A 22,884-nucleotide genomic window follows, 5' to 3' on the forward strand; every position below is an offset into this window, starting at 1 on the left:
CCACACCCTTTGCACGAAGGACCCGTTCATGCTGAACATCTCGGACGCACTGCACCGCTGGTGCCGCGCAGCCCGCCCCTTCGCCCTGGCCACCATCGTCGACGTCCGGGGCAGCGCGCCTTTGCCGGTCGGTACGTCGGTCGCGGTGGACGAGGACGGCAACGCGGTCGGCAGCGTCTCCGGCGGCTGTGTCGAGGGAGCGGTCTACGAGCTGTGCAGGCAGGTACTCGGCGACCGGGGCGCCCCGCAGCGCGCCTGGTTCGGGTACTCCGACGACGACGCCTTCGCCGTGGGCCTCACCTGCGGCGGCGAACTCGACGTCCTCGTCCAGCGCATCGACCCCACGGCACAACCGCATCTCACCGCCGCCCTCACCGACATCGCGGAGGGCCGGCCCGCCGCTGTGGCCCAGGTCGTCGACGGTCCGGAGGAGCTGAGGGGCGGAATGCTGTACGTCGACGCGGCGGGAGGCATCCATCCCGGCACGCTGACCGGCACGCTGACCGGAGCGATGCGACGGGAGGTCGGCGCACAGGCGTGGGCGCTGCTGCGGGCCGGACGCACGACCAGGTCGGAGGTCGGCGGGAATGCCGGCACCTGCCCGGAACGGCTCTCCGTGCTGGTCCACGTCCACGCGTCCCGGCCCCGGATGCTGATCTTCGGCGCGGTCGACTTCGCCACCGCCCTCAGCGAGGCCGGCCGCTTCCTCGGCTACCGGGTGACCGTCTGCGACGCCCGCCCCGTCTTCGCCACACCCGCTCGTTTCCCGCACGCCGACGAGGTGGTGGTCGACTGGCCCCACCGCTACCTGGAACACACGACCGTGGACGCCCGTACCGCCGTCTGCGTCCTCACCCACGACGCCAGATTCGACATCCCTCTGCTGCAGTTCGCACTCGACCTACCGGTCGCATACATCGGCGCGATGGGCTCCCGACGCACCCATGACGAACGCCTGTGCCTCCTGAGGGAGGCGGGCGTGACCGCGGAGCAGTTGGCCCGGCTGCGCTCCCCGATCGGCCTCGACCTCGGCGCCCGTACGCCCGAGGAGACGGCGGTCTCCATCGCCGCGGAGATCATCGCCTCCAGCAACGGCGCAAGTGGCCTGCCCCTGTCCGACCTGTCCGGCCCGATTCACCGGGAAAGGGAGTTCGTTCTGGGGGCCGTTCACTGAGCCTCGGCCGGCCGCCGGGTGCCGTGAAAGGCCCGGCAACCGCCGGCTGGAGCTGCCGACGCCGCCACAGGATTCACAAACCACCATCTGGAGACGCGGGGGTCCACGTGCTCATCGGCACCTGTGGCCGAGTGGCCACCGACCTGATGGTCTCGCTGACCGACCGCCGCAACCTGCGCTGCGCCTACTGCTCCGCACCGGCGCCCCCGACGAGGAGACAGCCCGTATCCGGCGCCTGGCGATGTGAGGCAAGAAGGCGGGAGCAGGGCTGGACGACCCGTCATTCGTACAGCCGGACAGGCCGATGTCGGCCATCGGCGGCCATCGGCGGCCAGGGTGCTTCCTCGCAATTGCACCAAGTGCCGGATCCCCGCAGCCGCAAGGGGCGGATCTACCCGTTCGACGCCCTGCTGAGCGCGGTCGCCACCGGCGTCCTGACCGGTGCCGGAACACTGACGGCGATCGGGGAATGGATCACCGACGCACCGGGACGGGCCCTGCGAGTCCTGGGCTTCGCTCCGGATCCGCTGACCGGATCGGATACCCGTGCCGCACCCCGCGACCGGCAGCCTGGTCGCCGGTCCAGGCCCCAGGAAGGCGGGTTGGGCCGGCCATCGGACCGCTACCTCGGCCGGCGCGCCCCACCACTTCCCGAACCACCGGACCGGAGCGCGATCCGCCGGGCAGTCGCGATGGACGGCAAGATGTCCGCCGACCACGCACAGAACACCAAGGTCCGGCCCGGCAATCCCCACCTCAAGGCGCCCTCGGCCTCGCGGCGTTCGGCATGGCAAGAAACCAAGGACACCTATCCGCAGGCCCGTTACAAGCGTCTGACCGCCCGCCGTGGCCCGCTCACAGCCCTGGTCGCCGTCGAGCACTCCATCATCACCGCGATCTGGCACATACCCACCGGCCACATCGCCTACCAGGACCTCGGCGGCACCCACTTCACCCAACGCGACACCGAACGCGCCGCCCGCCGGGCCATCAACCAGCTCAACCAGCTCGGCTGCACCATCACCATCACCCTCGATCCGAGAGAGAGCGCCGCCTGACCGACAGCCCCAAACACCCGGCGGCCCACCGCGACCACCGGGCGTCGGGTCCGTATCGGCACTACGCGGATCCGGGCCTGCGTCAGTGCTGCGACGGCACCTGCTCGGGTTCGTCGTGCCGCGCGTGCGTGGGAGCACTGCTCCGGGCCACGGTCCGGCCGTGGCCGGAAGAGCCGTGGACAGCGAGGGCGATCAGGGGCAGCAGCGTCAGGGCCGCGATGACGGTGCCGACCAGGGGCGGGCCGGTCAGGCCGAGGGAGGAGTCCAGGGCCGTACCGGCGATCGCCGATCCGGCGGCGACGCCGACGTTGAAGGCGGAGGTGGTCAACGCTGAGGTGAGGGTGGGGGCGTCACCCGCGAAGCGCATGGCGAGGGCGGTGACGACCGGGTTGACCGTGAAGCCGGTCAGGCCCATGAGGAAGACGAGGAGGGTGGCCGTCACCGGCTTGGTGGACAGCGGAATCATCAGGAGCAGGACCAGAGCGGTGGCCGCGGCGGCCGTGATGGTGGTGACCGTAGGACGTCGGTCACCCAGACGGCCTCCAACAACGGTGCCACCGAGGGCACCGACGCCGAAGGCGATCAGGACGAGCGGCACGGCGCCCGCGGGGACGCCTGCGCGGTCGGTCAGCAGCGGCGTGACATAGGTGTACGTCGCCAGCACACCGCCCATGATCAGCATCGCGGCGCCGAGCGCCAGCCACAGGCGCCCCTGTCGCAGCGCCCGGACCTCGGCCCGGATGGACACCTCGACGCGCTGCTCCTGGGCCGGGATGAAGCGGCCGATGAACACGGCGGCCAGGGCGGAGAGGACGGCCAGGGCCCAGAAGGGGCCGCGCCAGCCGGTGAACTGGGCGGCGAAGGAACCGATCGGCACACCGACGACGTTGGCCAGGGTCAAACCGCCGATCATGGCACCCGTGGCGCGGGTGGCATGGTGCGGTCCTGCGGCTGTGGTGGCGACGACGAAGCCGACGGACCAGAACGCTCCGGTGGCCAGGGCCGCGATGACCCGGGCGGCGAGGACAATCGTGAAGGAGGCGCTGAGGGCGGCGACCAGATGTCCGAGGCAGAACACGGACAGGGCCAGGATCAGCGTCTGGCGCTGGGGAAGGCGCAGGGTCGCCATCGCCATGGTCGGCGCACCGACGATCATGCCGACGGCGAAGGCGGTGATCAGCAGGCCGGCGTGGGAGACGCCGACTCCGAGGTCGCCGGCCAGTTCCGGCAGCAGGCCGGCGACGACGAACTCGGTGGTTCCCATCAGGAACGTGCCTGCGGCGAGCACCCGGACGACGAAGGGCAGCTTGCCGGGGGGTGGTCCCGGATGCGGAAGGCATACGCGTGGTCTCTCCTTGCGTGGAGGTCGGCGGATCAGGGGGCCGCTGAAGCTGTCGCGGCGGTCAGCGGACCGCGTGGGCGGGGTCTCCGTGCGGGGCGGGCGGTGGGGTGGGTCAGGGCGCGGCTTCGATGGTGATCTCGTCGGCGGTGGCGAGTTGCTCGGTGCCGCCGTCGGCCATGCGCCCGAGGGGGACCAGCCCGGCCGCGTAGGGGGCGTCGCGGTAGTAGGTGGCGAGCTGGCCCCAGGGCGCGTAGTACGCCAGGTCGCCGAGCTTGGGGTCGGCGCCTTCCGGGGCGCCGGAGGTGGACAGGCTTCGGGGCAGGTCGGCGATCTTCTCGGCCTGGTGGAAGTCGCGCAGGGGCAGGGTGATAGGGAGCTGGGCGGCGAAGTCCCGGGCGGTGGCGCTGTCGTTCAGGGTGGCGGCGATGTGGTGGCCGTTGAGGATGAGCCGGATGTTCATGGCGGTGGTCCTGCCGGACTGTGCGGTGGCGGCCGGGGCCGTCGAAACCTGTGGCAACGCGGGCTCGGAGGGGGAGGACGGGGAATCGTTGGTGCAGGCGGTCACGGCCAGCAGCAGAGCGGCGGCCGGGATCACGTGGGCGAGAGTGCGGAGGGGTGCCGGGTTCACGAGGTCGTCCAGTGGCTGGTCGGGCAGGGGGTCGGCGTGGTGGCGGAAGCCGTCGCGCTTGGTGTGGATGTCGTACAGGCGCTGAGCCAGGGCGTCGGGGCCGCTGTGTTCGGCGTCAGGGCGGATGGCTCCGGGGGTGATCAGTTGCGCGGCGTGGATGTTCTCGGGCGCGGGGTGTCGTGGAGCATGCGGGCGTAGGCGCTCTCGGCGGCGAACGCGATCGAGGTGTCGGCCACCTTCGGGTTGGGTCGTACGGCGCTGGAGCCGTTGACGAACAGCACGGTGCGGTGCCGCGGCCGAGGGCACGCATGCCGGGCAGGACGGCGTTCACGCAGGTGACGGGGCCCTTGACGGAGAAAGCGAGCGGGGCGTCGAGGACGTCGGCGGTGGTGTCGAGGACGTCGGCGGTGAAGCCGCGGGCCTGGACGTTGTCACGGGCTGGGTCGGCCGTCAGACCGTCCAGCTTCTCCGCGTTGCGGGCGACGGGGAGAAGGTCGTCATGGTCAGTCCTTGTGCGAGCGGCGGGCACCGGTCCGGGCCCCCGCCTGCGTGCGGCCCCGGGTGTGGACGCGTCTGTGGTCCCGGGTGTGGACGCGTCTGTGGTCAGGGCTTGAGGAGGGCCTTGATGGCGCGGCGCTCGTCCATCGCCTTGTAGCCTTCGGCGACCTGTTCCAGGGGCAGGGTGAGGTCGAAGACCTTGCCCGGGTTGATCCGGCCGGACAGGACGCGGTCGATCAGGTCGGGCAGGAAGCGGCGGACGGGTGCCGGACCGCCGCGCAGGCCGACGTGGGAGAAGAACAGCTCCTGGCCGTCGATGGCCACGTCGTGCGGGACACCGACGAAACCGACGTTGCCGCCGGGCCGGGCGGAACTCAGAGCCTGCCGCATCGCCTCGGAGGTGCCGACGCACTCCAGCACGGAGTCGGCGCCGAGGCCGCCGGTGAGGTCCTTGACGCGGGCGATGCCTTCGTCGCCGCGTTCGCTGACGATGTCGGTGGCGCCGAACCCCAGGGCGAGCTTCTGCCGGGTCTCATGGCGGCTCATGGCGATGATCCGCTCGGCGCCGAGTTCCTTCGCGGCGATCACACCGCACAGACCGACCGCTCCGTCGCCGACGACGACGGCGGTGGAGCCGGGCTTCACCTCGGCGGCGAGAGCGGCGTACCAGCCGGTGCCCATCACGTCGGAGACGGCGAGCAGGCCCGGCACGAACGCACCGTCCGGGTGCTCGTCGGTGGCGACGAGGGTGCCGTGCGCGTTGGGGATGCGCACGTAGTCGGCCTGACAGGTGCTCATGAACTCGCGGTGCAGACAGGAGGACTGCCAGCCGTTCAGGCAGTTCACGCAGGTGTTGTCCGACGTGGCGAAGGAGCCGACCACGAACTGGCCCGGTCTGACGTCGGCGACCTCGCTGCCGACCTCCTCGACGATGCCGACGTACTCGTGCCCCATCGGGTGCGGGTCGCCGATGGGTTCCGCGCCGCGGTAGGGCCACAGGTCCGAGCCGCACACGCAGGTGGCGACCGTACGGATGATCGCGTCGGTCGGCTGGATGATCTTCGGGTCGTCGAGGTCTTCGAAGCGCACGTCGCCGGGGGCGTGGATGACTGCTCCGTGCATGGGGCATTTCCTTCGGTGCGAGTGTCGATGTGCGCAGCCGGAGTCAGGAACGGCTGCTCACGGTCGAGCCTCACACTTGAGGGCAGGCGGGAAAAGCGGAGAAATTCATCCTGGGAAGGGAACATCCTGGGAGTGTTTTCTCCCCCCTTCGACGGGTGGGATCGGTGTCATGCTGGGCAGCATGACCGCCAACGTCCCCCTCAATGAGCTGGGAGAATTCCTCAAGAAGCGCCGCTCCGAGCTGAGCCCGCGAACGGTCGGTCTCCCCGAGACCGACAGGGCCCGCCGGGTGGAGGGACTTCGCCGCGAGGAGGTCGCCCAGCTCGCCAGCATCAGCACCGACTACTACACCCGCCTCGAACAGGGCCGCATGCAGGCATCGGCACCCGTGTTGGACGTCCTCGCCCGCGTGCTCCATTTGGACGACGACGAGCGCGGCTACCTCTTCCAGCTCGCGGGCAGGACCAGCACGCGCGCCCGGCGACGTGGTCGGCAGAAGGTCCAGCCGCAGCTGCAGCGGGTCCTGGACGACCTCACCGCCACTCCCGCCGTCGTGCAGGGCCGGCGCGGGGACATCCTGGCCTGGAACGCGCTGGCCGCCGCCCTGGTCACCGACTTCTCCCGCATCCCGGAGAAGCACCGCAACTACCCGCGGATCATCTTCACCGATCCCGCCATGCGCACCCTGTACGCCGACTGGGAGACCTCGGCACACATCTCCGTGGCCCAACTGCGGATGGAGGCCGCGAAGTATCCCGAGGACCCTCGCCTGATCGAGCTGGTCGGTGAACTCTCCATGCGTGACCAGCAGTTCGCCCGCTGGTGGGGCGATCACCACGTCGCCGCCCGCACCGTGGGCACGAAAACCCTCAACCACCCCGCCGTCGGCGAACTCGTCCTCGACTGGGACACCCTCACCGCCAACACCGACCCCGACCAGCACCTCACCGTCTGGACCGCCGCCCCCGGCTCCCCCACCCACGAACGGCTCCGCATACTGGCCTCCTGGGCCGCCGACCAGGATCTGCCGGCCTCCTCGCCCCTCGGCTGACCGCTACGGGCCGCCGCGTGGCAGGAGCGGCCGGTGGATCGTGACTGGGGCCTGTCACAGCGGCAGACCCGCGATCTGGTCGGTGTGGGCGATGAGCTCCACGGCGATGGACATTCCCGTTTCCTCGGGTGCGCGCATCGAGATCAAGGCCGATCGGCGAGCGCCGCATCAAGAGCTCCTCTGCGAGGTCTTCAGACACTGTCCTGATGGCCGGCCTCTACGGACTGATCTGCGGGACTTCCCGGCCCGGGCAGTGGTACGCCGGAACAGGTGGCGCGCATCAGCCCGAGGGCCGTCAACGGTACGAGGGTGAGTGCGGCAGCGACCGCGCCGACCAGCGGTGGCCCTGCCTGCCGAAGTGACGACGCCAGGGCGATACCCGCCACTGCGGAGCCGATGGCGATACCCACGTTGGACGCCGAACTGCCCAGCGCGGAGGCCAGCGTGGGCGCGGAACCGGCGAAGCGCATGATCAGCGCGCCGAGCACCGGGGCCGCGGCAAAACCGGTCACCCCCATGACCGTCACAAGCACCACGGTCGCCACCGGGCTCGTGGACAGAAACACCAGCAAGAACAGGACCACCGTGCTGGCGGCGGCGGCCGTGATGAGCGTGGCGAGCGGTCGACGGTCACCCAGGCGTCCGCCGACCGTGGTGCCCAGCAGGGCACCCAGGCCGTAACCGGTCAGGACCAGGGGCACCGCCCATGCAGGAATCCCGGCGCGCTCGGTGAGCAGGGGCGAGATGTAGGTGTAGGTCGCCAGGACGCCTCCCAGAAGCAGGGCCGTGGCGCTCAGCACCAGCCAGACCCGGCCCTGGCGCAGCACGGTCAGCTCCGCCCGCACGGAGCGCCTCTCGCACCGCTCCTCGTCAGGGATGAAACGGCCGATGACCACCGCGGCACCGGCCGACAGAGCGGCCAGCACCCAGAACGGCCCTCGCCAGTCCGACACCTGGCCCAGCCACGAGCCCAGCGGTACGCCGGCGACATTGGCGAGGTTCATTCCCCCCAGCAGCAGGCCCAGGGCCCGTGAGGTCGCCGCTGGTCCCGCCGCGGTCGTCGCAACGACCGCCCCGACGCACCAGAAGGCACCTGTGGCCAGTGCGGTCACCACGCGGGCCGCGAGCACAACGGTGAAGGACGAGCTGAGCGCGGCGACCACATGGCCGAGGGCGAAGACGACGAGCGCGAGGATCAGTGTGGACCGCCGCGGCAGGCGCAGCGTCGCGATCGCCATCACCGGCGCCCCGACGATCATGCCCGCCGCGAACGCCGTGATCAGCAGGCCCGCGTGGGACACGCTGACACCCAGATCGTCGCCGATCTCGGGCAGCAGGCCCGCGATGACGAATTCGGTGGTGCCCATCAGAAAGGTCCCGGCGGCCAGTACCAGGACGACCGAAGGAAGCTTGCTGGAGCGGTCGCGGAGCAAGGGTGGCATGTGGCGGAGTTCTCTTCCAGAGCGGATTGCGATGATCCGCGAGCAGCGCGGACGCCGCACAGCCTCGCACCGGACATCCGTTCTGTGAGGGGGAGGAATTTCTCCCTTGCCGAATATGGAAAACTGGCATTCCGATCAAGCGCTCGGCCCCGGAAGTACCCATGGAGCTTGGCAATCTCCTGAGCAGCCCGCACGGCCTCGTCCCTCGTGCAGCCGTCCGACTGCCGTACGAATCCCTCCCTGCCAAGATCCTCCATGAGCACTGAACCGGCGTCGCCCGCAGTGCAGCACCCACGGCACCGCAGCCGCTCCCGCGAGGCCGAGTTCGTAGAACCTCTGTTCCACCGCCGCGAAGGCCTCTCCCTCGGCCACCCGCGGAAGCGGAGTCTTCAGCACGAGCGACCCAGGGGAAGCACCGTTGTCACCCGTGTACGAGACGAGCAGCCGACGTACCTGCCCGACCAACCCCGAACCGGTCAGTCCCCCGTCTTCGAGACCGCTCACGCTCCTGTTCCCGGGAAGCAGGCCCGCTCGGCGCGGAGACCTCGCAACCATGCCAGTGCTGGGGCGCCATTCCTGGACCGTGTGACGTGTCAATTCGCCCTCCAGCCGATCATGACGATCGTCAGGCTGTCCAGGCACAGTGATACGGCGTCAGCTCCACATTCGTCGCTCGGCATACTCTGCCCGGCACGAACAGTGGCATCGACAGACAGGTTGACCTCCATGCGGTACTTCGACTCGGACATCCTCACCGTGGCCGACGAGCTCACCGACGCGTACGTCGAGATCTTCACGGCCCCACCCTGGCATCAGCGGGATCCCGATGCGACACGCTCGGCGTTCCGGGAACGCTTGGAGACAGATGCCCGCCGCTCGGGATTCCGGGCAGTTCTCGCTGTATCTGCTGACGGCGAGGTGGACGGTTTCGCCACTGGCTGGCTCACCCAAGCCCCGTTCCGCACCGATCGGGCCTACGGAAAGGTGATACGTCGACTCGGCGCGGACTGGGTGGAGGAGTTTCTGGTCGGCAGCTTCGAAATCGACGAGTTGGGTGTCCGTTCGCGGGCCCGGGGCACAGGTCTGGCGCGACTCCTGCTGTCCGCCATCACCACCACCGCTCCCCACGGCCGGGCGTGGCTGCTGACCTGGAGCGAGGCACTCGACACCCTCGCGTTCTACCGCCACCTCGGCTGGCAGGAGCCCGACCCTCTTCCCGGCTCCGAGACCGACATCGTGGTGTTCCAGGCACCGGGCTGATCCTGCGGAAGCCCGGTCAGCGGCGTGCAGGTTCCCCGATCCGGGATGCGGCGAAGCGCACCGGGGCCCGGAACCTTGAGGGCCGGCCCCTCCCTCACCGGGCCCGTCGGTCATTCGGCGACGTCAACTCCGTAGCCGCGAACGAGGTCAGCCAGATCATGGTGGGTCTTGGTCCTGGGCGGCCCTCACGAGGCAGCCGCGGAAGCACGTGGTCAGGCCGTGGCTCTCGGCGCTTCCGCAGCCGTCAACCTGTCGGCCAGTGTGTCCGACGTCGTCGCGCTTCCCGGTGGTGAAGCAGACCGGCGCATGAGTCGCATCGCCGCCCTTGGCCTTCCTGTGCACAGCGCCGACTGGAGGCTCGTCGGCAGTGAACTCCGCAACCAGGTCGGGCCGTACGGGTGGTAACTCAGTCCGCACGACCGGAATGGCGGTAGCCTACAATTAACTGTCCATGGAAGATGATTCTTCGGAAGATGAGTGATGGCTGACGCCGACCTGAAGCTGCTGTACCGGGAACTGGTCTCGCTGGAGATCGAGTTGTGGGACGGCATCGAGGGGCGACTACGGGCCGAGTACGACCTGGCGCTGACCTCGTTCGAGGTACTGCACCTGCTGCTGCGGCGGCCCGGGCGGCGGATCCAGGACATCGCGGAGGCGTTCTCGATCACGGTGGGCGGCACGAGCAAGGTGGTCGACCGCTTGGAGGCGGCGGGACTGTGCGAGCGGCGGGCCAATCCGAACGACCGCCGTTCCTCGATCGTCGAGCTGACGTCCGAGGGGCGGAAGCTGGTGGACGGGGCACTGAAGGTCTTCGAGGAAGAGCTGGAACTGCGGATCGGGTCGGTGATTCCCGAGCACTCCGTACGCGAGGTGACCGCGGTCCTCAGCACGCTGCGGGCAGCCGGACGCGCCCTGAACGCGGAGCGGAGGGGCGCTGGGAAGTCGCCGGTGCCGGCCGTGCGGGCGCCGAAGCAGTCCGGCCGACCGGCATCGTGAGCGGCGACGGCTCCGCAGTGCCCGTGGGCTGACGGGCCGGGGCCGGACGAACACCACTCCCGGCCCGGGCCCGTCGGCCCACGATTCAGTCGGCGATGCCGTCGAAGGCGATGACCTTGTCGATGCGGCCCCGGACGAGGAGGTTGCCGGGGCCGCCGTTGCGTGCGGCGTACTCCTCCGTGCGGTCGTCGCCCATGTATCGGGCGCCGAGGAGGCCGCCCCAGCGTGCCATGTCCTCCGGGTCCTCGGAGATCGTCGCGCGGCCCTGGAGGAGGACGAACGCGTACGGGGGCCGGTCCTCGTCGACGCAGAGGGCGAACCGTCCGTCACGGGCGAGGTTGCGGCCCTTGACCCCGTTCTTCTCGGTGGTGAGCACGATGTCGTCGCCGTCGAGGAGGAACCAGACCGGTGTGACGTGGGGGCTGCCGTCGGCGCGGACGGTGGACAGCTTGCCGGTGCGGGTGCCGTACGTGACGAACGCCCGCCACTGCTGCTCGGTCATCTTCCGCATGCGGGTGCCTTTCGTGTGCGTACGGATCGGCTTGTGGGTGCCCGAGGCCGAGTCGGCTCCGGGCACCACGGGTTCTAGCCCCAGAAGGCGTCTTCGGCGGCCGGGTCGGCGGAGAAGAGCCACATCTCGACGATCTTGCCGTTCTCGATGCGCAGGACGTCGACGCCGTCCATGCTCATCGACGCGTCGCCGTGGCGGCCGGTGAAGTGGATGGTGGCGGCGACCAGGTCGCCGTTGCCCATGAGGGTGTGGATCTTGTCGATGGCGAAGGTGCCCTGGCTGGCCTCCATCATGCTGCCGAGCATCTGGAAGACGGCGCCCTGGCCCTTGTGCTCGCCGGAGAACCGGTTGGCGCCGGGCTGGTGCCAGACGATGCCGGCGTCGAGGAGTCCGCCGAGAGCAGCCATGTCTCCGGTCTGGACGGCCTGGAAGTAGGTGCGGGCGATGTCGATGTTCGCGCTGGTCATGTCGTGTGCTCCTTGGGGTTGTTGGGCGGGGGTGGGTGGCTATGTCTGGCGGCCCGACGGTGCCGTGCGGCAGCCTGCGCGGCCTGTCAGGAGGCGGGTGCGGAGGCGGGTGCGGAGAAGACGCCGAAGTGGTTGCCGGCCGTGTCCTGCAGCCGGGCGAAGCTGAAGCCCGCAGAGTCGGAGACCGGCTCCATGAGCACTTCGGCGCCCAGTTCGCCGGCGCGCTCGACTGTCGCGGCGACGTCCTGGACGAGGACGTAGAAGATCGCGTAGTTGGGGAACTTGCCCTCCGACTCCCACACGCCGCCCCCCGGCTGCTGGGCACCGGGCGGCATCACCGAGTGATAGGTGACGCCCGGGGTGCTGGTGTTGAGGACGTAGTTCCAGTCGAAGAGCTCTCCGTAGAACTCCTTGACCTTCTCCGGCTGGTCGGTGCCGAACTCGAACCAGGCGACCGAGTTGAAGGCGGGAACGGTCATGGCACTCACTCCTTTACGGCCTCACTGGAATGGCTCACAGGGCCTGCCCGCTGGAGCAGGCAACCGAGGCCCCGGATCAGCCGCCCGCCCAGCAAACCATTTAGATTCCATGGAATCAACTTCCTGAGATTATTGTTCCCTGTGATGCAGGTCCGGCGTCCAGTCGCCTCGCCCCGCGCACAGCACAGGAACGAGGCCGGCCCGGGAGCGGGCGGCCGACATCGGAGAGGAAGCCCGTCATGGAACCGGTCGAGATCGAGGCGAAGACCCTGATCCAGAAGTCGAAGACCCCGTCGAACGACTACGTGATCAATCCCTACACCGGCTGCGTTCTGGGCTGCGCGTACTGCTTCGCCTCCTTCGCGGGGCGGCAGTTCGGCCGGACGGCCAACGAGTGGGGCGACTACCTGTACGTGAAGAAGAACGCCGTCGACCTGGCCCGCAGAGAGCTGGCCAGAATGCCCGAGCACAAGCGCCACGGCACGATGCTGCTCAGCTCGGTCACCGACCCCTACCAGGGCCACGAGACGCGCTACCGGCTCACCCGCGGCATCCTGCACGAGCTGAAGTCGGTCGAGTACCCGGGCCTGGTACGCATCCTGACCAAGTCGCCCGTGGTCACCCGCGACATCGACCTGCTCACCAGCCTGCCCCGGGCGGAGGTCGGCATGACCGTGACCACCGCGGACGACAAGGTCAGCCGCTGGCTGGAGGTCCGCGCCCCGCTCGCCTCCCGCCGCCTGCGCACCCTCACGGAACTATGCGAGGCCGGCGTCCCCACCTTCGCCTTCGTCGGCCCGCTCCTGCCCCACTTCGCCACCCAGCCCGAACTCCTGGACCAGCTCTTCGGACAGCTCGTCGAAGCGGGCATCACCGAGGTGTTCATGGAGCACATCAACCTCAAGCGGTACATCCGCGAGCGCATGGACCAGGTCCTCGCCGATGAACCCGACGAGGTGCGCGAGGCATACGTACAGGCCCGCACCAAGGAACACCGCGAGCAACTCGACGCGATCGTGGCCGGGCTGCTGGCCAAGCACGGGCTGCGGCTGCGCTTCGACGAGGTCGTCCACCACGACGACAACGACGCCCTGCGGCAGAGGCTGGCCGACCCGGCGTGAGCGCGTCGCGTCCCGTCGGCGGGATAGTCAGGTGACGGCGTCGGGCTCAGGGCCGGGGCCGGGGCCCGCCTGCGCCCAAGCGCCCATGGCGTTGAGGACGTCGCGGAACCCGTCACCGAGGGGGAGCCGGTATTCGACGCGTGGGGGGGATCTCCGCGTAGGCGGTGCGGATGACGATGCCGTGGGTCTCGAACCGGCGCAGTCGGCTGGTCAGGGTGTGGGGCTGATGCCGTGTCAGTCGCTGCCGATGGCAGCCGACCTCGCCAGGGCTCACCGGCCGGCAGGGCGAGGCATGGCAGGCGAGGCGCTGCTTGCCCGCAACGAGGACGGCTACCTGCCAGGGCGCACCTCGCAGTGGAAGGGGCAGCGGCGCCGGGCACTGTCCCGGCAAGCCGCCGACGCGCTCTCATCGGCGGCCGACCTCGCCCTGCACCTGCACCTGCACCGGTTCGGCGGCGCCGTCCGCCTGTGCGCCCAGGCAACCGCGATCGACCCGCTCCGCGAGGTGGCCTGGCGTGTACGGATACGCGCAGCGAACGCGCTGGGCGACGACGACGGCGTCCTCGCGGCGTTCCAGGGCTGCGAGACAGCACTGGCCCAGATCGACGCGACGCCCTCTCCCAGCACCCGCAAGCTGCTCAAGCGGCTACAGCGTTGACTTGCTCCTCGGGCTGAAGCCCGAGGATTCTGGCCTTCCCGTCCGTTGCTGTGCCGCTACGCGGCACAGTCTTCGGAGGGGAATCCGTGGCTTCCTGCTTCGTCGCGCTGTGCCGGGACGAGTCCTGGTCTGACCTGCGCTCCACAGGCTGTCACCGCCAGTCCGGCGGCCGTTTTCACGTTCTTCGCGGCATTGTGGTCCCGGTCGTGGACCGCACCGCAGGCGGCACAGGTCCAGGTCCGGATGTGCAGGGGCTTGGGGCCGTCCTTCGCCCCGCACGCCGAACAGACCTGGCTGGTCGGTGTGAACCGGCCGATTTTCACCAGGGTCCGGCCGTACCTGACCGCCTTGTACTCCAGCATGTGCACGAACTGCGCCCGGCCCGCGTCATGCACACTCTTGGCCAGCCTGGTGCGCGCCAGTCCTTTGACCGCCAGGTCCTCCACACCGATCGCTTGGTTGTCGCGGATCAGCTTCGTGGAGAGCTGGTGGTGGAACTCGCGGCGGGCGTCGGCCACGTGCGCGTGGGCGCGGGCGGCCTTCAGGCGGGCCTTCTCTCGGTTGTTCGATCCCTTCTGTTTGCGGGACAGCTCGCGCTGGGCGCGCTTGAGTTTCTTCTCGGCACGGCGCAGAAACCGAGGGCTGTCGATCTTCGTGCCGTCGTCGAGGACCGCGAAGTGGGTGAGACCCAGGTCGATGCCGACGCTCCGGTCGGTGTCGGGCATGCGGGCGGCGTCGGCGTGCGGGTCGGTGTCGACGACGAAGGAGGCGAAGTACCGCCCGGCCGCGTCCTTGATCACCGTGACCGAGGAGGGCTGTGCGGGCAGGGTCCGTGACCACTTCACTGCCACCGCACCGATCTTGGGAAGGTTCAGCCTCCCGGAGGCGGTGACCGACCAGCGGGCATTGGCCGTGAAGCGGATCGACTGCCGGTTGTCCTTGCGGGACTTGAACCGGGGCGCACCACTCTTCACGCCCTTGCGCTCGCCCTTGAGGGAGGCGAAGAAGTTCTTGTAGGCGGCCTCCGCATCGCGCAGGGACTGCTGGAGCACGACGGCGGACACCTCGCCCGGCCACGACCGTGCGTCCGTCTGCTTCGCCTCGGTGATCAGCTTCCTGGACAGCTCGCCGGCCTTCGGGAACGCAGTCCCTGCCACCCGGGCGTCCTCGCGGGCGCGCACCGCGTCGTTGAAGACGACGCGGGCGCACCCGAACGCCCTCGCCAACGCGATGCGTTGGATGGCGTTCGGGTACAACCTGAAGGCGTACCGAAGCTGCATGACCATCACGCTACATACTTGGGTTATGGGCGAGATCCAGAAGATCAGAACTGGCCGGCACTGTGTTTTCGTGATGCATGTCCACTTGGTCTTCGTGACCAAGTTCCGGCACAAGGTGTTCACGGATGTTCACCTGACGCGGATGGAGGAGATCATGCGGTCGGTGTGCGCGGACTTCGAGTGCGAGCTGATGGAGTTCAACGGCGAGGACAACCACGTCCACCTTCTGGTGAACTTCCCGCCCAAGGTCACCGTCACCAAACTCGTCAACTCCCTCAAGGGCGTCTCCTCCCGCCGACTGCGCCTGGGGGCACCTCCCGGCCGAAGGCTGGGGGAGAATTCCCCGACCTGGTACGCCACTACTGGCGCGCCAACAAACTCTGGTCCGGCTCCTACTTCGCCGGAACCGTCGGCGGCGCCCCGCTCACCGTGGTCAGGCAGTACATCGAACGGCAGAACCGGCCCGTGTGAGCATCACCGGGCTCCACCGGGACCGGCCTCGCGGCGCTCCGCGCCAGGAGTGAGGAACACGTCGTCCGGCTCCGCCGGACAGGAACCTGCGACGCTCCGCGTCGCAGCCATCAGATTCGCTTCACCACCGGGCTGAAGCCCGATGCACTGCGAATGAATCCCGGTAGCGCCGTTGATCCGTCACAGGCGGGGCGGCACTCATGATCTGCCTCCCTCCGCCTCGGCGATGAAACTCCCACCGGTCGACACTTCACGGCGCGCATACGGGCATCACCGTTCACGTGCCACGCTTGTCCGAACGGAAGGATGGTCTGTGACGACCCAGCGCAAGAGCCGAGGGCTTCTCTCCCGGGTACGGGCCGTTCCCGGGGTCCGTGCGGTGTCGTCCTACCGGCGCGAGTGGCTGGTCAAGGACCTGGTCGCGGGGGTCGTCCTGACCACGCTGCTGGTGCCGCAGGGCATGGCGTACGCCGAGTTGGCGGGCCTGCCGCCCATCACCGGTCTGTACACGACGATTCTCTGCCTGCTCGGATACGCGGTGTGCGGGCCGTCCCGGATCCTGGTGCTGGGCCCGGACTCCTCCCTGGGGCCGATGATCGCCGCCACCGTACTGCCCCTGGTGGCGGCGGGCGGGGACCCCGACCGGGCTGTCGCGCTGGCGTCGATGCTCGCGCTCATGGTGGCGGCCATCATGATCCTGGCCTCGGTCGCGAAGCTCGGGTTCATCGCCGATCTGATCTCCAAACCGACGATGATCGGCTACATGAACGGCCTGGCCCTGACCATTCTCATCGGCCAGCTGCCCAAGTTGCTCGGCTTCAAGGTCGAGGCGGACAACCTGATCGGCGAGTGCGTCGGCCTCGTGCGGAAACTCGCCGACGGGGCGGTTGTACCGGCCGCCGCCGCGGTCGGCGGCGGCGGGATCGTCCTCATCCTGGTCCTGCAACGCCTCCTGCCGAAGATCCCGGCCGTGCTCGCGATGGTGGTCCTGGCGATCGCCGCCACGACCGTCCTCGACCTCGGCGCGCACGGCGTCAGCCTGGTCGGAGAACTGCCCGAGGGCTTCCCGCCGTTCACGATCCCCGCCATCCGACTCTCCGACCTCGTACCGCTGTTGGGCGGTGCGCTGGGCATCGCCCTGGTGTCCCTGGCGGACACGATCTCCAACGCGTCGGCCTTCGCGGCCCGCACGGGTCAGGAGGTCCGCGGCAACCAGGAGATGGCCGGGGTCGGTGTCGCAAACCTGGCGGCCGGTCTCTTCCAGGGGTTCCCGGTCAGTACGAGCGGATCCCGTACGGCGGTGGCGGAGCGCGCGGGGGCCAGGAGCCAGCTCACCGGCGTCGTGGGAGCGGCGCTGATCGTCCTCATGCTCGTGCTGGCTCCGGGCCTGTTCCGCAATCTTCCCCAGCCGGCCCTGGCCGCCGTGGTCATCACCGCGTCGCTCTCGCTGGCCGACGTACCGGGGGCGGTACGGCTGTGGAGGCAGCGCCGGGAGGAGTTCCTGCTGTGCCTCGCGGCCTTCGTCGGCGTGGCCCTGCTGGGTGTGCTGCCCGGGATCGCCGTGGCCGTGGCCCTGTCCGTCCTCAACGTCTTCCGGCGTGCCTGGTGGCCGTACAACACCGTGCTGGGACGGGTGCAGGGCCTGGAGGGCTACCACGACGTCCGCTCCTACCCGGGGTCCGGGCAGCTGCCGGGCCTGGTGATCTACCGGTTCGACGCCCCGCTCATCTTCGCCAACGCCAGGGCTTTCCGCGACGAGGTCAGGCGGCTGGCCGAAGCCGACCCGCGGCCGAGCTGGATCGTGATCGCGGCGGAGCCCATGACCGACGTGGACACCACCGCCGCGGACGTCCTGCAGGAACTCGACGAGAACCTCAACGCCCAGGACGTGCACCTGGTGTTCGCGGAACTCAAGGACCCGGTACGCCGCAAGATCGAACGGTACGGGCTCACCCGCACCATCGACCCCCGGCACTTCTTCCCCACGGTGGAGGCCGCCGTCGCCGCTTTCCGCCTGCGCACCGGAGCGGAGTGGACACCCCTCACCACCCCCGGACAACCCACCCGGCCCCAACCGGACACCGCTGCTCCTCCGCCCGCCGACGAGCAGTGATCACGGAACGGACGGGTCGGGCACGATCCGGTGGTCTCCCAGCCCCGAGAGCGCTCCGGGGCGTCTTCTTTCAACGGTTCTCTCAAGCGGCGGGGACCCCGCAGGCGAGGGGGCCAGGTGCAGGGCGTCGGTGGCCGGGGGGCTCTGGCGGCCATGCCCGCGACAGGCGGGGGCCGCGATCACGCATGTGTCGTACTGGACTGCTGAGGTCAACAAGGACCGGGCGGCCGGACGCTCGCCGCCCGACGGAATGCCGAGGGATGCCCACGGGATCCCATCGCGATCCCGACGGGGTTCCCGTCGCCCACCTCCCGACCGGGATCCTGGCCGTACGCTGTCTGCCCGGCCTCCCGGAAGGAGGGCCGGGAGCGAGCCGCGTCCTTCTCTCGTCGACACCCCGAAAGCGGTACTGCCGTGAAGGTCCACCATCTCAACTGCGGAACCATGCTCCCGCTCACCGGCGCGCTGGTCTGCCACGTCCTGCTCGTCGAGGCGCCGGGCGGACTGGTCCTGGTGGACTCCGGGTTCGGGTTGCGCGACATCGCCGATCCCGGACGCCGTGTGGGGCCGGCCCGGCGGCTGATCAGGCCCGTGCTCCGGGCGGAGGAGACGGCCGCGCGCCAGGTCGAGGCTCTCGGGTTCCGGCGTGACGACGTCCGCCACATCGTCGTCACGCACTTCGACTCGGACCACATCGGAGGGCTGTCCGACTTCCCCGACGCCCAGGTCCACACGACCGCGGCCGAGGCCCTGGGGTCCGTGATCTCCCCCTCCCGGCGGGAGCGGTTCCGGTACCGGGCGGCCCAGTGGGCCCACGGCCCGAAGATCGTCGAGCACACCCCGGACGGCGAGGCGTGGCGCGGATTCGCCGCCGCCAAGGAACTCGGCACCATCGCCCCGGGAATCGTCCTGGTCTCCCTGCCAGGACATACCCGCGGCCACGCCTGCGTCGCGGTACGCACCGGAACCCGCTGGATCCTGCACGCCGGCGACGCCTTCTACCACCGCGGAACGCTCGACGGGCACTCCCCGGTACCGCGCGCCCTTCGCACCATGGAGAACCTGGTGGCGTACGACCTGAGGAAGGTCCGCGACAACCACGCCCGCCTCGCCGAGCTGCACCGGCGCGACGACGCCGACCTGACCGTCGTCAACGCGCACGACCCCGTCCTGTACGAGAGGGCTCGCGGTACGGCGTAGGAGTCGGAGTCGGAGCCACCCAGGAGCAGGTGGTCCGGACACGTGGGAGTCGAGGGCGAGGAGGTCAGATCCAGCCGTCCAGGGACTGCATGAAACCGTCGAAGTCGTCGCGGTGGATGGTGTGTCCCGCGCCGGCGACCGTACGGATTTCGAAGCCGCTCGCCCGGAGCCGGTCCGCGTCCTCGGTTCCGACCAGGAAGCTGGGGTCGGCGAGTTGGACCAGGGAGGGCACGGCGGGACGGTCGGGGACGAAGCCCGTGAGCGGGCGGCCACCGAGGAAGTGCGCGGAGGCTGCGTCCCAGGCGGCCAGCGTGGCCATCTCGATGTCGACGTCCTCGGTGTCCCAGCGCGGGTTGAGCGCGGTGGTCTGTGCGCGGGTGGCGTGCTTGAAGGAGGCGAAGACCTCGGGGCCGATGTGCCGGCCCGGGTCGGCCGAGGACCATGCCGGGTCCGAGTAGACCGCCCGCGAGGGCCGCAGCCGCTCCACTGCGAGCGAGAGGGCGAGCCCGCCCAGGGAGTGGCCGATGGCCAGGTCGGCCTGGCGGGGCAGCGTGTCGACGAGGTCGTCGGCGAAGAGCTGCGGACCGTACTCGCCGCGCGGTGAGATTCCGTGGCCGCGCAGGTCCACGGCGATCACCCGGTAGCCGTGCTCCTCAAGTGCCGGGGCCACCCGCCGCCAGGTGCGGGAGTCGGACATGATGCCGTGGACGAGCAGAGCCGTCCGGTCACCTGCGCCCCACTCGCGGGTGTTGAGCCGCACGTCGTGCCTTTCCTTCGTGGGGTCGATCAGGGGGCCGGCCTCGGGCGTCGCCCCAGGGCTCCCCCTGTTGCGGGTTGCCGCGAAGCGGATAGCTGTCCGTTACACGTAACCGTACCGGCCGGCTGCCCCCCGTACAAGCGTCCACCGGCGGCACGGCACCTCGGCCGGCCGTGAACCCGCGTCGCCGACGGGCCACTTCGACGTGCGGCCACTTCGGCGCAAGGCCCCGCCGACGCCAGCCCGCGCCGGTGTCAGCCCGCCTCGGGGGTGGCCGCGCCGAGGGCGGTGCGCAGGGCGTCGGCCATCAGCTCGATCGCTTCCTTGCCGGCCGGCACCGGGCCGGTGTGCGTGAAGTAGTGGTCGACGCCCTCGAAGACGCGGTGGTCGACCTGGACGCCCGCGGCCTCCAGGGCCTTGGCGTAGGCGTCACCCTCGTCGCGCAGGCGGTCGTTCTCGGCGGTGATGACGAGCGCGGGCGGCAGTCCGGCGAGGTCGTCGGTGAGTCCGGGCGAGACCAGGGGATCGGAGAGGTCGGCCGGATCCGGGACGTAGGCGGCGGTGAAGATCCGCATCAGCTGGGGGCTGAGCAGCGGCTTGGCGATGCGGGACACCTTGGTGGCCGGATCGGCGACCAGGTCGACCGGGGCGGAGTCGATGATCTGGAGTCGCGGCGTGAAGGTGCCCCGGTCGCGGGCCGTACGGCAGACCGCGGCGGTCAGGTTGGCTCCCGCGCTGTGTCCGCCCACGGCGACCCGTGAACCGTCCCAGTCGTTGGCCGTGCCGTTCTCGACGACCCACTCGGTGACGTCGTACGCCTGGGTGACGGCGACGGGGAAGACCCGCTGCGGGGCGACGGCGTAGTCCACGTTGATCACGACGCAGCCGGCCGTGGCGGCTATGTAGCGGCAGATGTGGTCGTCCTGCTCGGGGCGGGCCACGATGAAGCCGCCGCCGTGGAAGTTGATGTACACGGGAGCGGGGGTGCCGATGCCGGCCGGCGGGCGGTAGACGGTGCAGTCGACCGGCCCGGCACCGGTCTCGACCCGTAGGGTTTCCGTCCGCTTCGGGACGTCGGTGAAGCGCAGGTCCTTGTGGACACGGGACATGACGCCGCTGAGCAGCAGCTGAACCCCTCTGGCCTGGATTCTGGCACTGAACGACATGATCGGTCCCACCCATCGCTACAACGTTGAATTAACAGGATTCCTGTTGGTGGGATGATGGACGCGAATCCTGTTTTGCGCAACGGTTTGGGATGCCTCTCGCGTACGCGGGGCCTCGCGGGGCGTGGGGACCTGCGCGGCTCGGGTCAGCTCTCGGCAGGGGCGAGGAGCACGAAGTCCGCGTTCGACGGGTCCAGACAGACGGCCAGTCGGCCGACACCCTCCATGTCCTGCGGTCCCATCTGCACACTGCCGCCGCTCCCGGTGACGGCGGCGACCGCCGCGTCGCAGTCGGTGACGGCGAAGACGGGGTGCCAGTAGGGCCGTCCGGCCGTAAGGGCGAGGCCTTCCGCCGGGAGTTCCATCACGCCGCCCTGCATCCGCTCCTCGGGGAGTCCGGAGGGCGTGACGAGGCTGTACGTGCCCGCCTCGCCCGGCAGGGGCATGTCGCCGAACTGCCAGCCGAAGACGCCGCCGTAGAACTCCTTGGCGGCCGCGGCGTCGGTCGTGTACAGCTCGGTCCAGGACAGTGAGCCCGGCTCGTCGGCCAGCTCGAACCCCTCGTTGCTGCCCGGCTGCCAGACGGCGAACTGGCCGCCCAGCGGGTCGCTGTACTGCGCCATCCGGCCCCAGTCGCCGAGGTCCTTCGGCGCCACCCGCACCGTGCCGCCGGCGCGCTCCACGGCCTGGGTCGCGGCGTCCGCGTCGGTGACGGCGTAGTAGATCATCCAGGCCGGACGCGCACCCTTCTCGGTGAGTTCACCGAGCCCGCCGACGATCTTGCCGTCCTTCCGGAAGACCCCGCCCTCGCCTGCCATTTCCTCCCCTTCGCCCCCGCCGTCACCCATGGGCTCGTACTCCCAGCCGAGCACCGCGGCGTAGAAGGCCGCCGTGGCCGGTACGTCGGGGACGCCGAGGTCGAGCCAACAGGGGGAGCCGGGAGTGAGGTCGGTAGTGATCACGGGATTCCCCTTCGCGTTCGCGGATCCGGTGATGCCAGCCTGACACCCGCCCCGGACGACCGCGCGTCGACCGCGGTGCGCGAGCCCGCCACGCGGGAGGCCGTCACGCGGGAGGCCGTCACGCGGGAGGCCGGGGCCGTCGCGGGTCAGCCCTTCGGGGGTCGGCCCATTACCGGTCGGCCGTGTCGCGGGCCGCCCTACGAGGCGTCGAGGTCGTCGGCGAAGTGGCGGAAGCCGTGGCGGTCGCGATGGAGGCCCCACAGGGTGTCGGCGAGGACGGCCGGGTCCTTCCTGGGGTGACCGGGGACGATCGCGCCCGGGACGACCAGCTGGGCGACATGGATGCCCTCGCGCGCGAGGGTGTCGTGCAGCAGGTGGCCGTACGCGCTCTCCGCGGCGAACGCGATGGACGTGCCGGCCCGGTCGGGGTGCGGGACCACGGCCGTACCGCCGTTGACGAAGAGGACGGTGCCGCGGCCGAGGTCGCGCATACCGGGCAGCACCTGCCGTACGGCGGCGACCGCGCCGTAGACGGAGAACTCGATCGGGCCGACGAGGTCGGCATGACCGGTCTCCAGCACCGGCAGCATGAAGTCGCGGTGCGGCAGCGGGCTGTACTGCAGGACCTCGATCGGCCCCAGCGCCGTGTGCGCCGCGTCGAGTGCGGCGGTCAGGGCCTCCGGGTCGCGTACGTCGGCGGCGAACCCCTGCGCCGGGACGCCCTGGCCGGTCAGGTCGGCGGCGAGCGCCTTCGTCCGCTCAGGGTCGCGGGCGACGAGCGCCACGGCGAACCCCTCACGGCCGAAGCGACGCGCGACCGCCGCGCCGAGACCCGGTCCGGCTCCGATGACGGCGATGGTGGTCATGGCTTCCTTGCTTCCTGGAGAAGGGTCGGGCTCTCGTCCCGAGTCGGCCCCTGGACGGGCCTGACGGTGTTCGGCGACGTTCGACTGTCTTCGACGGCTCCCAACGGTCCTCGACGACCCTCGGCGGTCTTCATCGTGATGTAACGCCCGCTTGCGGTGGCAAAGTTCCGGGCGCCCTCGGCCCGCGACTGTCACGCACCTGTCCCGCGACCGTCAATGTTGGGCACTTTCTTGACGATGGTTATTCAAGCGCCTAAGTTCA

Annotated in this window: 21 protein-coding genes and 4 pseudogenes; 12 read left to right on the plus strand and 13 right to left on the minus strand. The window is 70.0% G+C overall.

Going from position 1 to position 22,884, the window contains the following annotated elements; genetic code table 11:
* Nucleotides 1–28: 28 nt before the first annotated feature.
* The 3 genes and pseudogenes from OG622_RS11645 to OG622_RS11655 all read left to right on the plus strand — a co-directional run bounded on the left by OG622_RS11645 (nt 29) and on the right by OG622_RS11655 (nt 2,232).
* Complete coding sequence (locus OG622_RS11645) at nt 29–1,174, plus strand: XdhC family protein (RefSeq protein ID WP_371575500.1); 1,146 nt, start codon at nt 29–31, stop codon at nt 1,172–1,174.
* 178 nt (nt 1,175–1,352) lie between these two features.
* Nucleotides 1,353–1,496 (plus strand): annotated as a pseudogene (locus OG622_RS11650) (GTP 3',8-cyclase MoaA); the annotation flags it as partial.
* A gap of 37 nt (nt 1,497–1,533) precedes the next feature.
* Nucleotides 1,534–2,232 (plus strand): hypothetical protein, encoded by a 699-nt coding sequence (locus OG622_RS11655; protein WP_371575502.1) that lies wholly within the window; start codon nt 1,534–1,536, stop codon nt 2,230–2,232.
* A gap of 82 nt (nt 2,233–2,314) precedes the next feature.
* Here the strand turns inward: OG622_RS11655 and OG622_RS11660 are convergent, their stop codons facing one another.
* From OG622_RS11660 to OG622_RS11675, 4 genes and pseudogenes are all read right to left on the minus strand, one after another.
* Nucleotides 2,315–3,496: an MFS transporter gene (locus OG622_RS11660; protein ID WP_371575503.1), complete on the minus strand. Its 1,182-nt coding sequence runs from the start codon at nt 3,494–3,496 to the stop codon at nt 2,315–2,317.
* A gap of 190 nt (nt 3,497–3,686) precedes the next feature.
* A complete protein-coding gene (locus OG622_RS11665; RefSeq protein ID WP_371584071.1) occupies nt 3,687–4,034 on the minus strand; it encodes a cyclophilin-like fold protein in 348 nt (115 codons plus the stop codon).
* Between the two features lie 186 nt (nt 4,035–4,220).
* Nucleotides 4,221–4,731: pseudogene (locus OG622_RS11670) on the minus strand (dehydrogenase); the annotation flags it as partial.
* A gap of 74 nt (nt 4,732–4,805) precedes the next feature.
* Complete coding sequence (locus OG622_RS11675; RefSeq protein WP_371575505.1) at nt 4,806–5,822, minus strand: zinc-dependent alcohol dehydrogenase family protein; 1,017 nt, start codon at nt 5,820–5,822, stop codon at nt 4,806–4,808.
* Between the two features lie 169 nt (nt 5,823–5,991).
* On the opposite strand from OG622_RS11675, the gene OG622_RS11680 reads away from it, so the two are divergent.
* Nucleotides 5,992–6,873, plus strand: coding sequence for a helix-turn-helix domain-containing protein (locus OG622_RS11680; RefSeq protein ID WP_371575507.1), 882 nt, complete (start codon nt 5,992–5,994; stop codon nt 6,871–6,873).
* Nucleotides 6,874–7,064: 191 nt separating this feature from the next.
* Here the strand turns inward: OG622_RS11680 and OG622_RS11685 are convergent, their stop codons facing one another.
* On the minus strand, nt 7,065–8,315 hold the full coding sequence (locus tag OG622_RS11685) for an MFS transporter (protein WP_371575509.1): 1,251 nt from the start codon (nt 8,313–8,315) through the stop codon (nt 7,065–7,067).
* Nucleotides 8,316–9,041: 726 nt separating this feature from the next.
* Here OG622_RS11685 and OG622_RS11690 point away from each other — a divergent pair.
* From OG622_RS11690 to OG622_RS11700, 3 genes and pseudogenes are all read left to right on the plus strand, one after another.
* Complete coding sequence (locus tag OG622_RS11690; RefSeq protein WP_371575511.1) at nt 9,042–9,575, plus strand: GNAT family N-acetyltransferase; 534 nt, start codon at nt 9,042–9,044, stop codon at nt 9,573–9,575.
* 165 nt (nt 9,576–9,740) lie between these two features.
* Nucleotides 9,741–9,929, plus strand: a pseudogene (locus OG622_RS11695) (DNA polymerase III); the annotation flags it as partial.
* A 126-nt stretch (nt 9,930–10,055) separates the two neighbouring features.
* Nucleotides 10,056–10,571, plus strand: a complete 516-nt coding sequence (locus OG622_RS11700) for a MarR family winged helix-turn-helix transcriptional regulator (RefSeq protein ID WP_371575512.1) — start codon at nt 10,056–10,058, stop codon at nt 10,569–10,571.
* 85 nt (nt 10,572–10,656) lie between these two features.
* Here OG622_RS11700 and OG622_RS11705 read toward each other — a convergent pair whose 3' ends face one another.
* The 3 genes from OG622_RS11705 to OG622_RS11715 all read right to left on the minus strand — a co-directional run bounded on the left by OG622_RS11705 (nt 10,657) and on the right by OG622_RS11715 (nt 12,028).
* Entirely contained in the window at nt 10,657–11,082 is a 426-nt protein-coding gene (locus OG622_RS11705) for a PPOX class F420-dependent oxidoreductase (RefSeq protein WP_371575513.1), read from the minus strand.
* A gap of 74 nt (nt 11,083–11,156) precedes the next feature.
* Nucleotides 11,157–11,549, minus strand: coding sequence for a nuclear transport factor 2 family protein (locus OG622_RS11710; protein WP_371575516.1), 393 nt, complete (start codon nt 11,547–11,549; stop codon nt 11,157–11,159).
* Nucleotides 11,550–11,635: 86 nt separating this feature from the next.
* Nucleotides 11,636–12,028, minus strand: coding sequence for a VOC family protein (locus tag OG622_RS11715; protein ID WP_371575518.1), 393 nt, complete (start codon nt 12,026–12,028; stop codon nt 11,636–11,638).
* Between the two features lie 239 nt (nt 12,029–12,267).
* On the opposite strand from OG622_RS11715, the gene OG622_RS11720 reads away from it, so the two are divergent.
* Both OG622_RS11720 and OG622_RS11725 read left to right on the plus strand, forming a co-directional pair.
* On the plus strand, nt 12,268–13,149 hold the full coding sequence (locus OG622_RS11720; RefSeq protein ID WP_371575519.1) for a radical SAM protein: 882 nt from the start codon (nt 12,268–12,270) through the stop codon (nt 13,147–13,149).
* A 292-nt stretch (nt 13,150–13,441) separates the two neighbouring features.
* Nucleotides 13,442–13,807 carry a BTAD domain-containing putative transcriptional regulator gene (locus OG622_RS11725; RefSeq protein WP_371575521.1) on the plus strand — a complete coding sequence of 122 codons (366 nt, stop codon included), beginning with the start codon at nt 13,442–13,444 and terminating at the stop codon, nt 13,805–13,807.
* Nucleotides 13,808–13,863: 56 nt separating this feature from the next.
* On the opposite strand, the gene OG622_RS11730 is transcribed toward OG622_RS11725, so the two are convergent.
* Nucleotides 13,864–15,087, minus strand: coding sequence for an RNA-guided endonuclease InsQ/TnpB family protein (locus OG622_RS11730; RefSeq protein WP_371575522.1), 1,224 nt, complete (start codon nt 15,085–15,087; stop codon nt 13,864–13,866).
* A gap of 25 nt (nt 15,088–15,112) precedes the next feature.
* Between OG622_RS11730 and tnpA the strand changes: the two are divergent.
* From tnpA to OG622_RS11745, 3 genes and pseudogenes are all read left to right on the plus strand, one after another.
* Nucleotides 15,113–15,558 (plus strand): annotated as a pseudogene (tnpA, locus tag OG622_RS11735) (IS200/IS605 family transposase).
* A gap of 313 nt (nt 15,559–15,871) precedes the next feature.
* Entirely contained in the window at nt 15,872–17,671 is a 1,800-nt protein-coding gene (locus OG622_RS11740; RefSeq protein WP_371575524.1) for a SulP family inorganic anion transporter, read from the plus strand.
* 414 nt (nt 17,672–18,085) lie between these two features.
* Nucleotides 18,086–18,871: an MBL fold metallo-hydrolase gene (locus OG622_RS11745; protein ID WP_371575526.1), complete on the plus strand. Its 786-nt coding sequence runs from the start codon at nt 18,086–18,088 to the stop codon at nt 18,869–18,871.
* 64 nt (nt 18,872–18,935) lie between these two features.
* Here the strand turns inward: OG622_RS11745 and OG622_RS11750 are convergent, their stop codons facing one another.
* From OG622_RS11750 to OG622_RS11765, 4 genes are all read right to left on the minus strand, one after another.
* The gene (locus OG622_RS11750) at nt 18,936–19,631 is read right to left on the minus strand and encodes an alpha/beta fold hydrolase (RefSeq protein ID WP_371575529.1); all 696 of its coding nucleotides are present in this window, start codon (nt 19,629–19,631) and stop codon (nt 18,936–18,938) included.
* 251 nt (nt 19,632–19,882) lie between these two features.
* Nucleotides 19,883–20,794: an alpha/beta hydrolase gene (locus tag OG622_RS11755; protein ID WP_371575531.1), complete on the minus strand. Its 912-nt coding sequence runs from the start codon at nt 20,792–20,794 to the stop codon at nt 19,883–19,885.
* Between the two features lie 146 nt (nt 20,795–20,940).
* Nucleotides 20,941–21,756, minus strand: a complete 816-nt coding sequence (locus tag OG622_RS11760) for a VOC family protein (protein WP_371575533.1) — start codon at nt 21,754–21,756, stop codon at nt 20,941–20,943.
* A 197-nt stretch (nt 21,757–21,953) separates the two neighbouring features.
* On the minus strand, nt 21,954–22,622 hold the full coding sequence (locus OG622_RS11765; protein ID WP_371575535.1) for an SDR family NAD(P)-dependent oxidoreductase: 669 nt from the start codon (nt 22,620–22,622) through the stop codon (nt 21,954–21,956).
* Between the last annotated feature and the right edge of the window lie 262 nt (nt 22,623–22,884).

Origin of the sequence: Streptomyces sp. NBC_01314, from assembly GCF_041435215.1 — a bacterium.
In the GTDB taxonomy this organism is placed as follows: Bacteria; Actinomycetota; Actinomycetes; order Streptomycetales; family Streptomycetaceae; genus Streptomyces.

What these genes read in the sequence shown, in the direction of transcription:
- OG622_RS11660 (WP_371575503.1), bottom strand. Translation starts at nt 3,496, where the DNA reads ATGGGAACCACCGAGTTCGTCGTCGCCGGCCTGCTGCCGGAACTGGCC.
- OG622_RS11755 (WP_371575531.1), bottom strand. Translation starts at nt 20,794, where the DNA reads ATGTCGTTCAGTGCCAGAATCCAGGCCAGAGGGGTTCAGCTGCTGCTC.
- OG622_RS11705 (WP_371575513.1), bottom strand. Translation starts at nt 11,082, where the DNA reads ATGCGGAAGATGACCGAGCAGCAGTGGCGGGCGTTCGTCACGTACGGC.
- OG622_RS11645 (WP_371575500.1), top strand. Translation starts at nt 29, where the DNA reads ATGCTGAACATCTCGGACGCACTGCACCGCTGGTGCCGCGCAGCCCGC.
- OG622_RS11700 (WP_371575512.1), top strand. Translation starts at nt 10,056, where the DNA reads ATGGCTGACGCCGACCTGAAGCTGCTGTACCGGGAACTGGTCTCGCTG.
- OG622_RS11685 (WP_371575509.1), bottom strand. Translation starts at nt 8,315, where the DNA reads ATGCCACCCTTGCTCCGCGACCGCTCCAGCAAGCTTCCTTCGGTCGTC.
- OG622_RS11730 (WP_371575522.1), bottom strand. Translation starts at nt 15,087, where the DNA reads ATGCAGCTTCGGTACGCCTTCAGGTTGTACCCGAACGCCATCCAACGC.
- OG622_RS11725 (WP_371575521.1), top strand. Translation starts at nt 13,442, where the DNA reads ATGGCAGGCGAGGCGCTGCTTGCCCGCAACGAGGACGGCTACCTGCCA.
- OG622_RS11715 (WP_371575518.1), bottom strand. Translation starts at nt 12,028, where the DNA reads ATGACCGTTCCCGCCTTCAACTCGGTCGCCTGGTTCGAGTTCGGCACC.
- OG622_RS11720 (WP_371575519.1), top strand. Translation starts at nt 12,268, where the DNA reads ATGGAACCGGTCGAGATCGAGGCGAAGACCCTGATCCAGAAGTCGAAG.
- OG622_RS11710 (WP_371575516.1), bottom strand. Translation starts at nt 11,549, where the DNA reads ATGACCAGCGCGAACATCGACATCGCCCGCACCTACTTCCAGGCCGTC.
- OG622_RS11690 (WP_371575511.1), top strand. Translation starts at nt 9,042, where the DNA reads ATGCGGTACTTCGACTCGGACATCCTCACCGTGGCCGACGAGCTCACC.
- OG622_RS11665 (WP_371584071.1), bottom strand. Translation starts at nt 4,034, where the DNA reads ATGAACATCCGGCTCATCCTCAACGGCCACCACATCGCCGCCACCCTG.
- OG622_RS11765 (WP_371575535.1), bottom strand. Translation starts at nt 22,622, where the DNA reads ATGACCACCATCGCCGTCATCGGAGCCGGACCGGGTCTCGGCGCGGCG.
- OG622_RS11675 (WP_371575505.1), bottom strand. Translation starts at nt 5,822, where the DNA reads ATGCACGGAGCAGTCATCCACGCCCCCGGCGACGTGCGCTTCGAAGAC.
- OG622_RS11680 (WP_371575507.1), top strand. Translation starts at nt 5,992, where the DNA reads ATGCTGGGCAGCATGACCGCCAACGTCCCCCTCAATGAGCTGGGAGAA.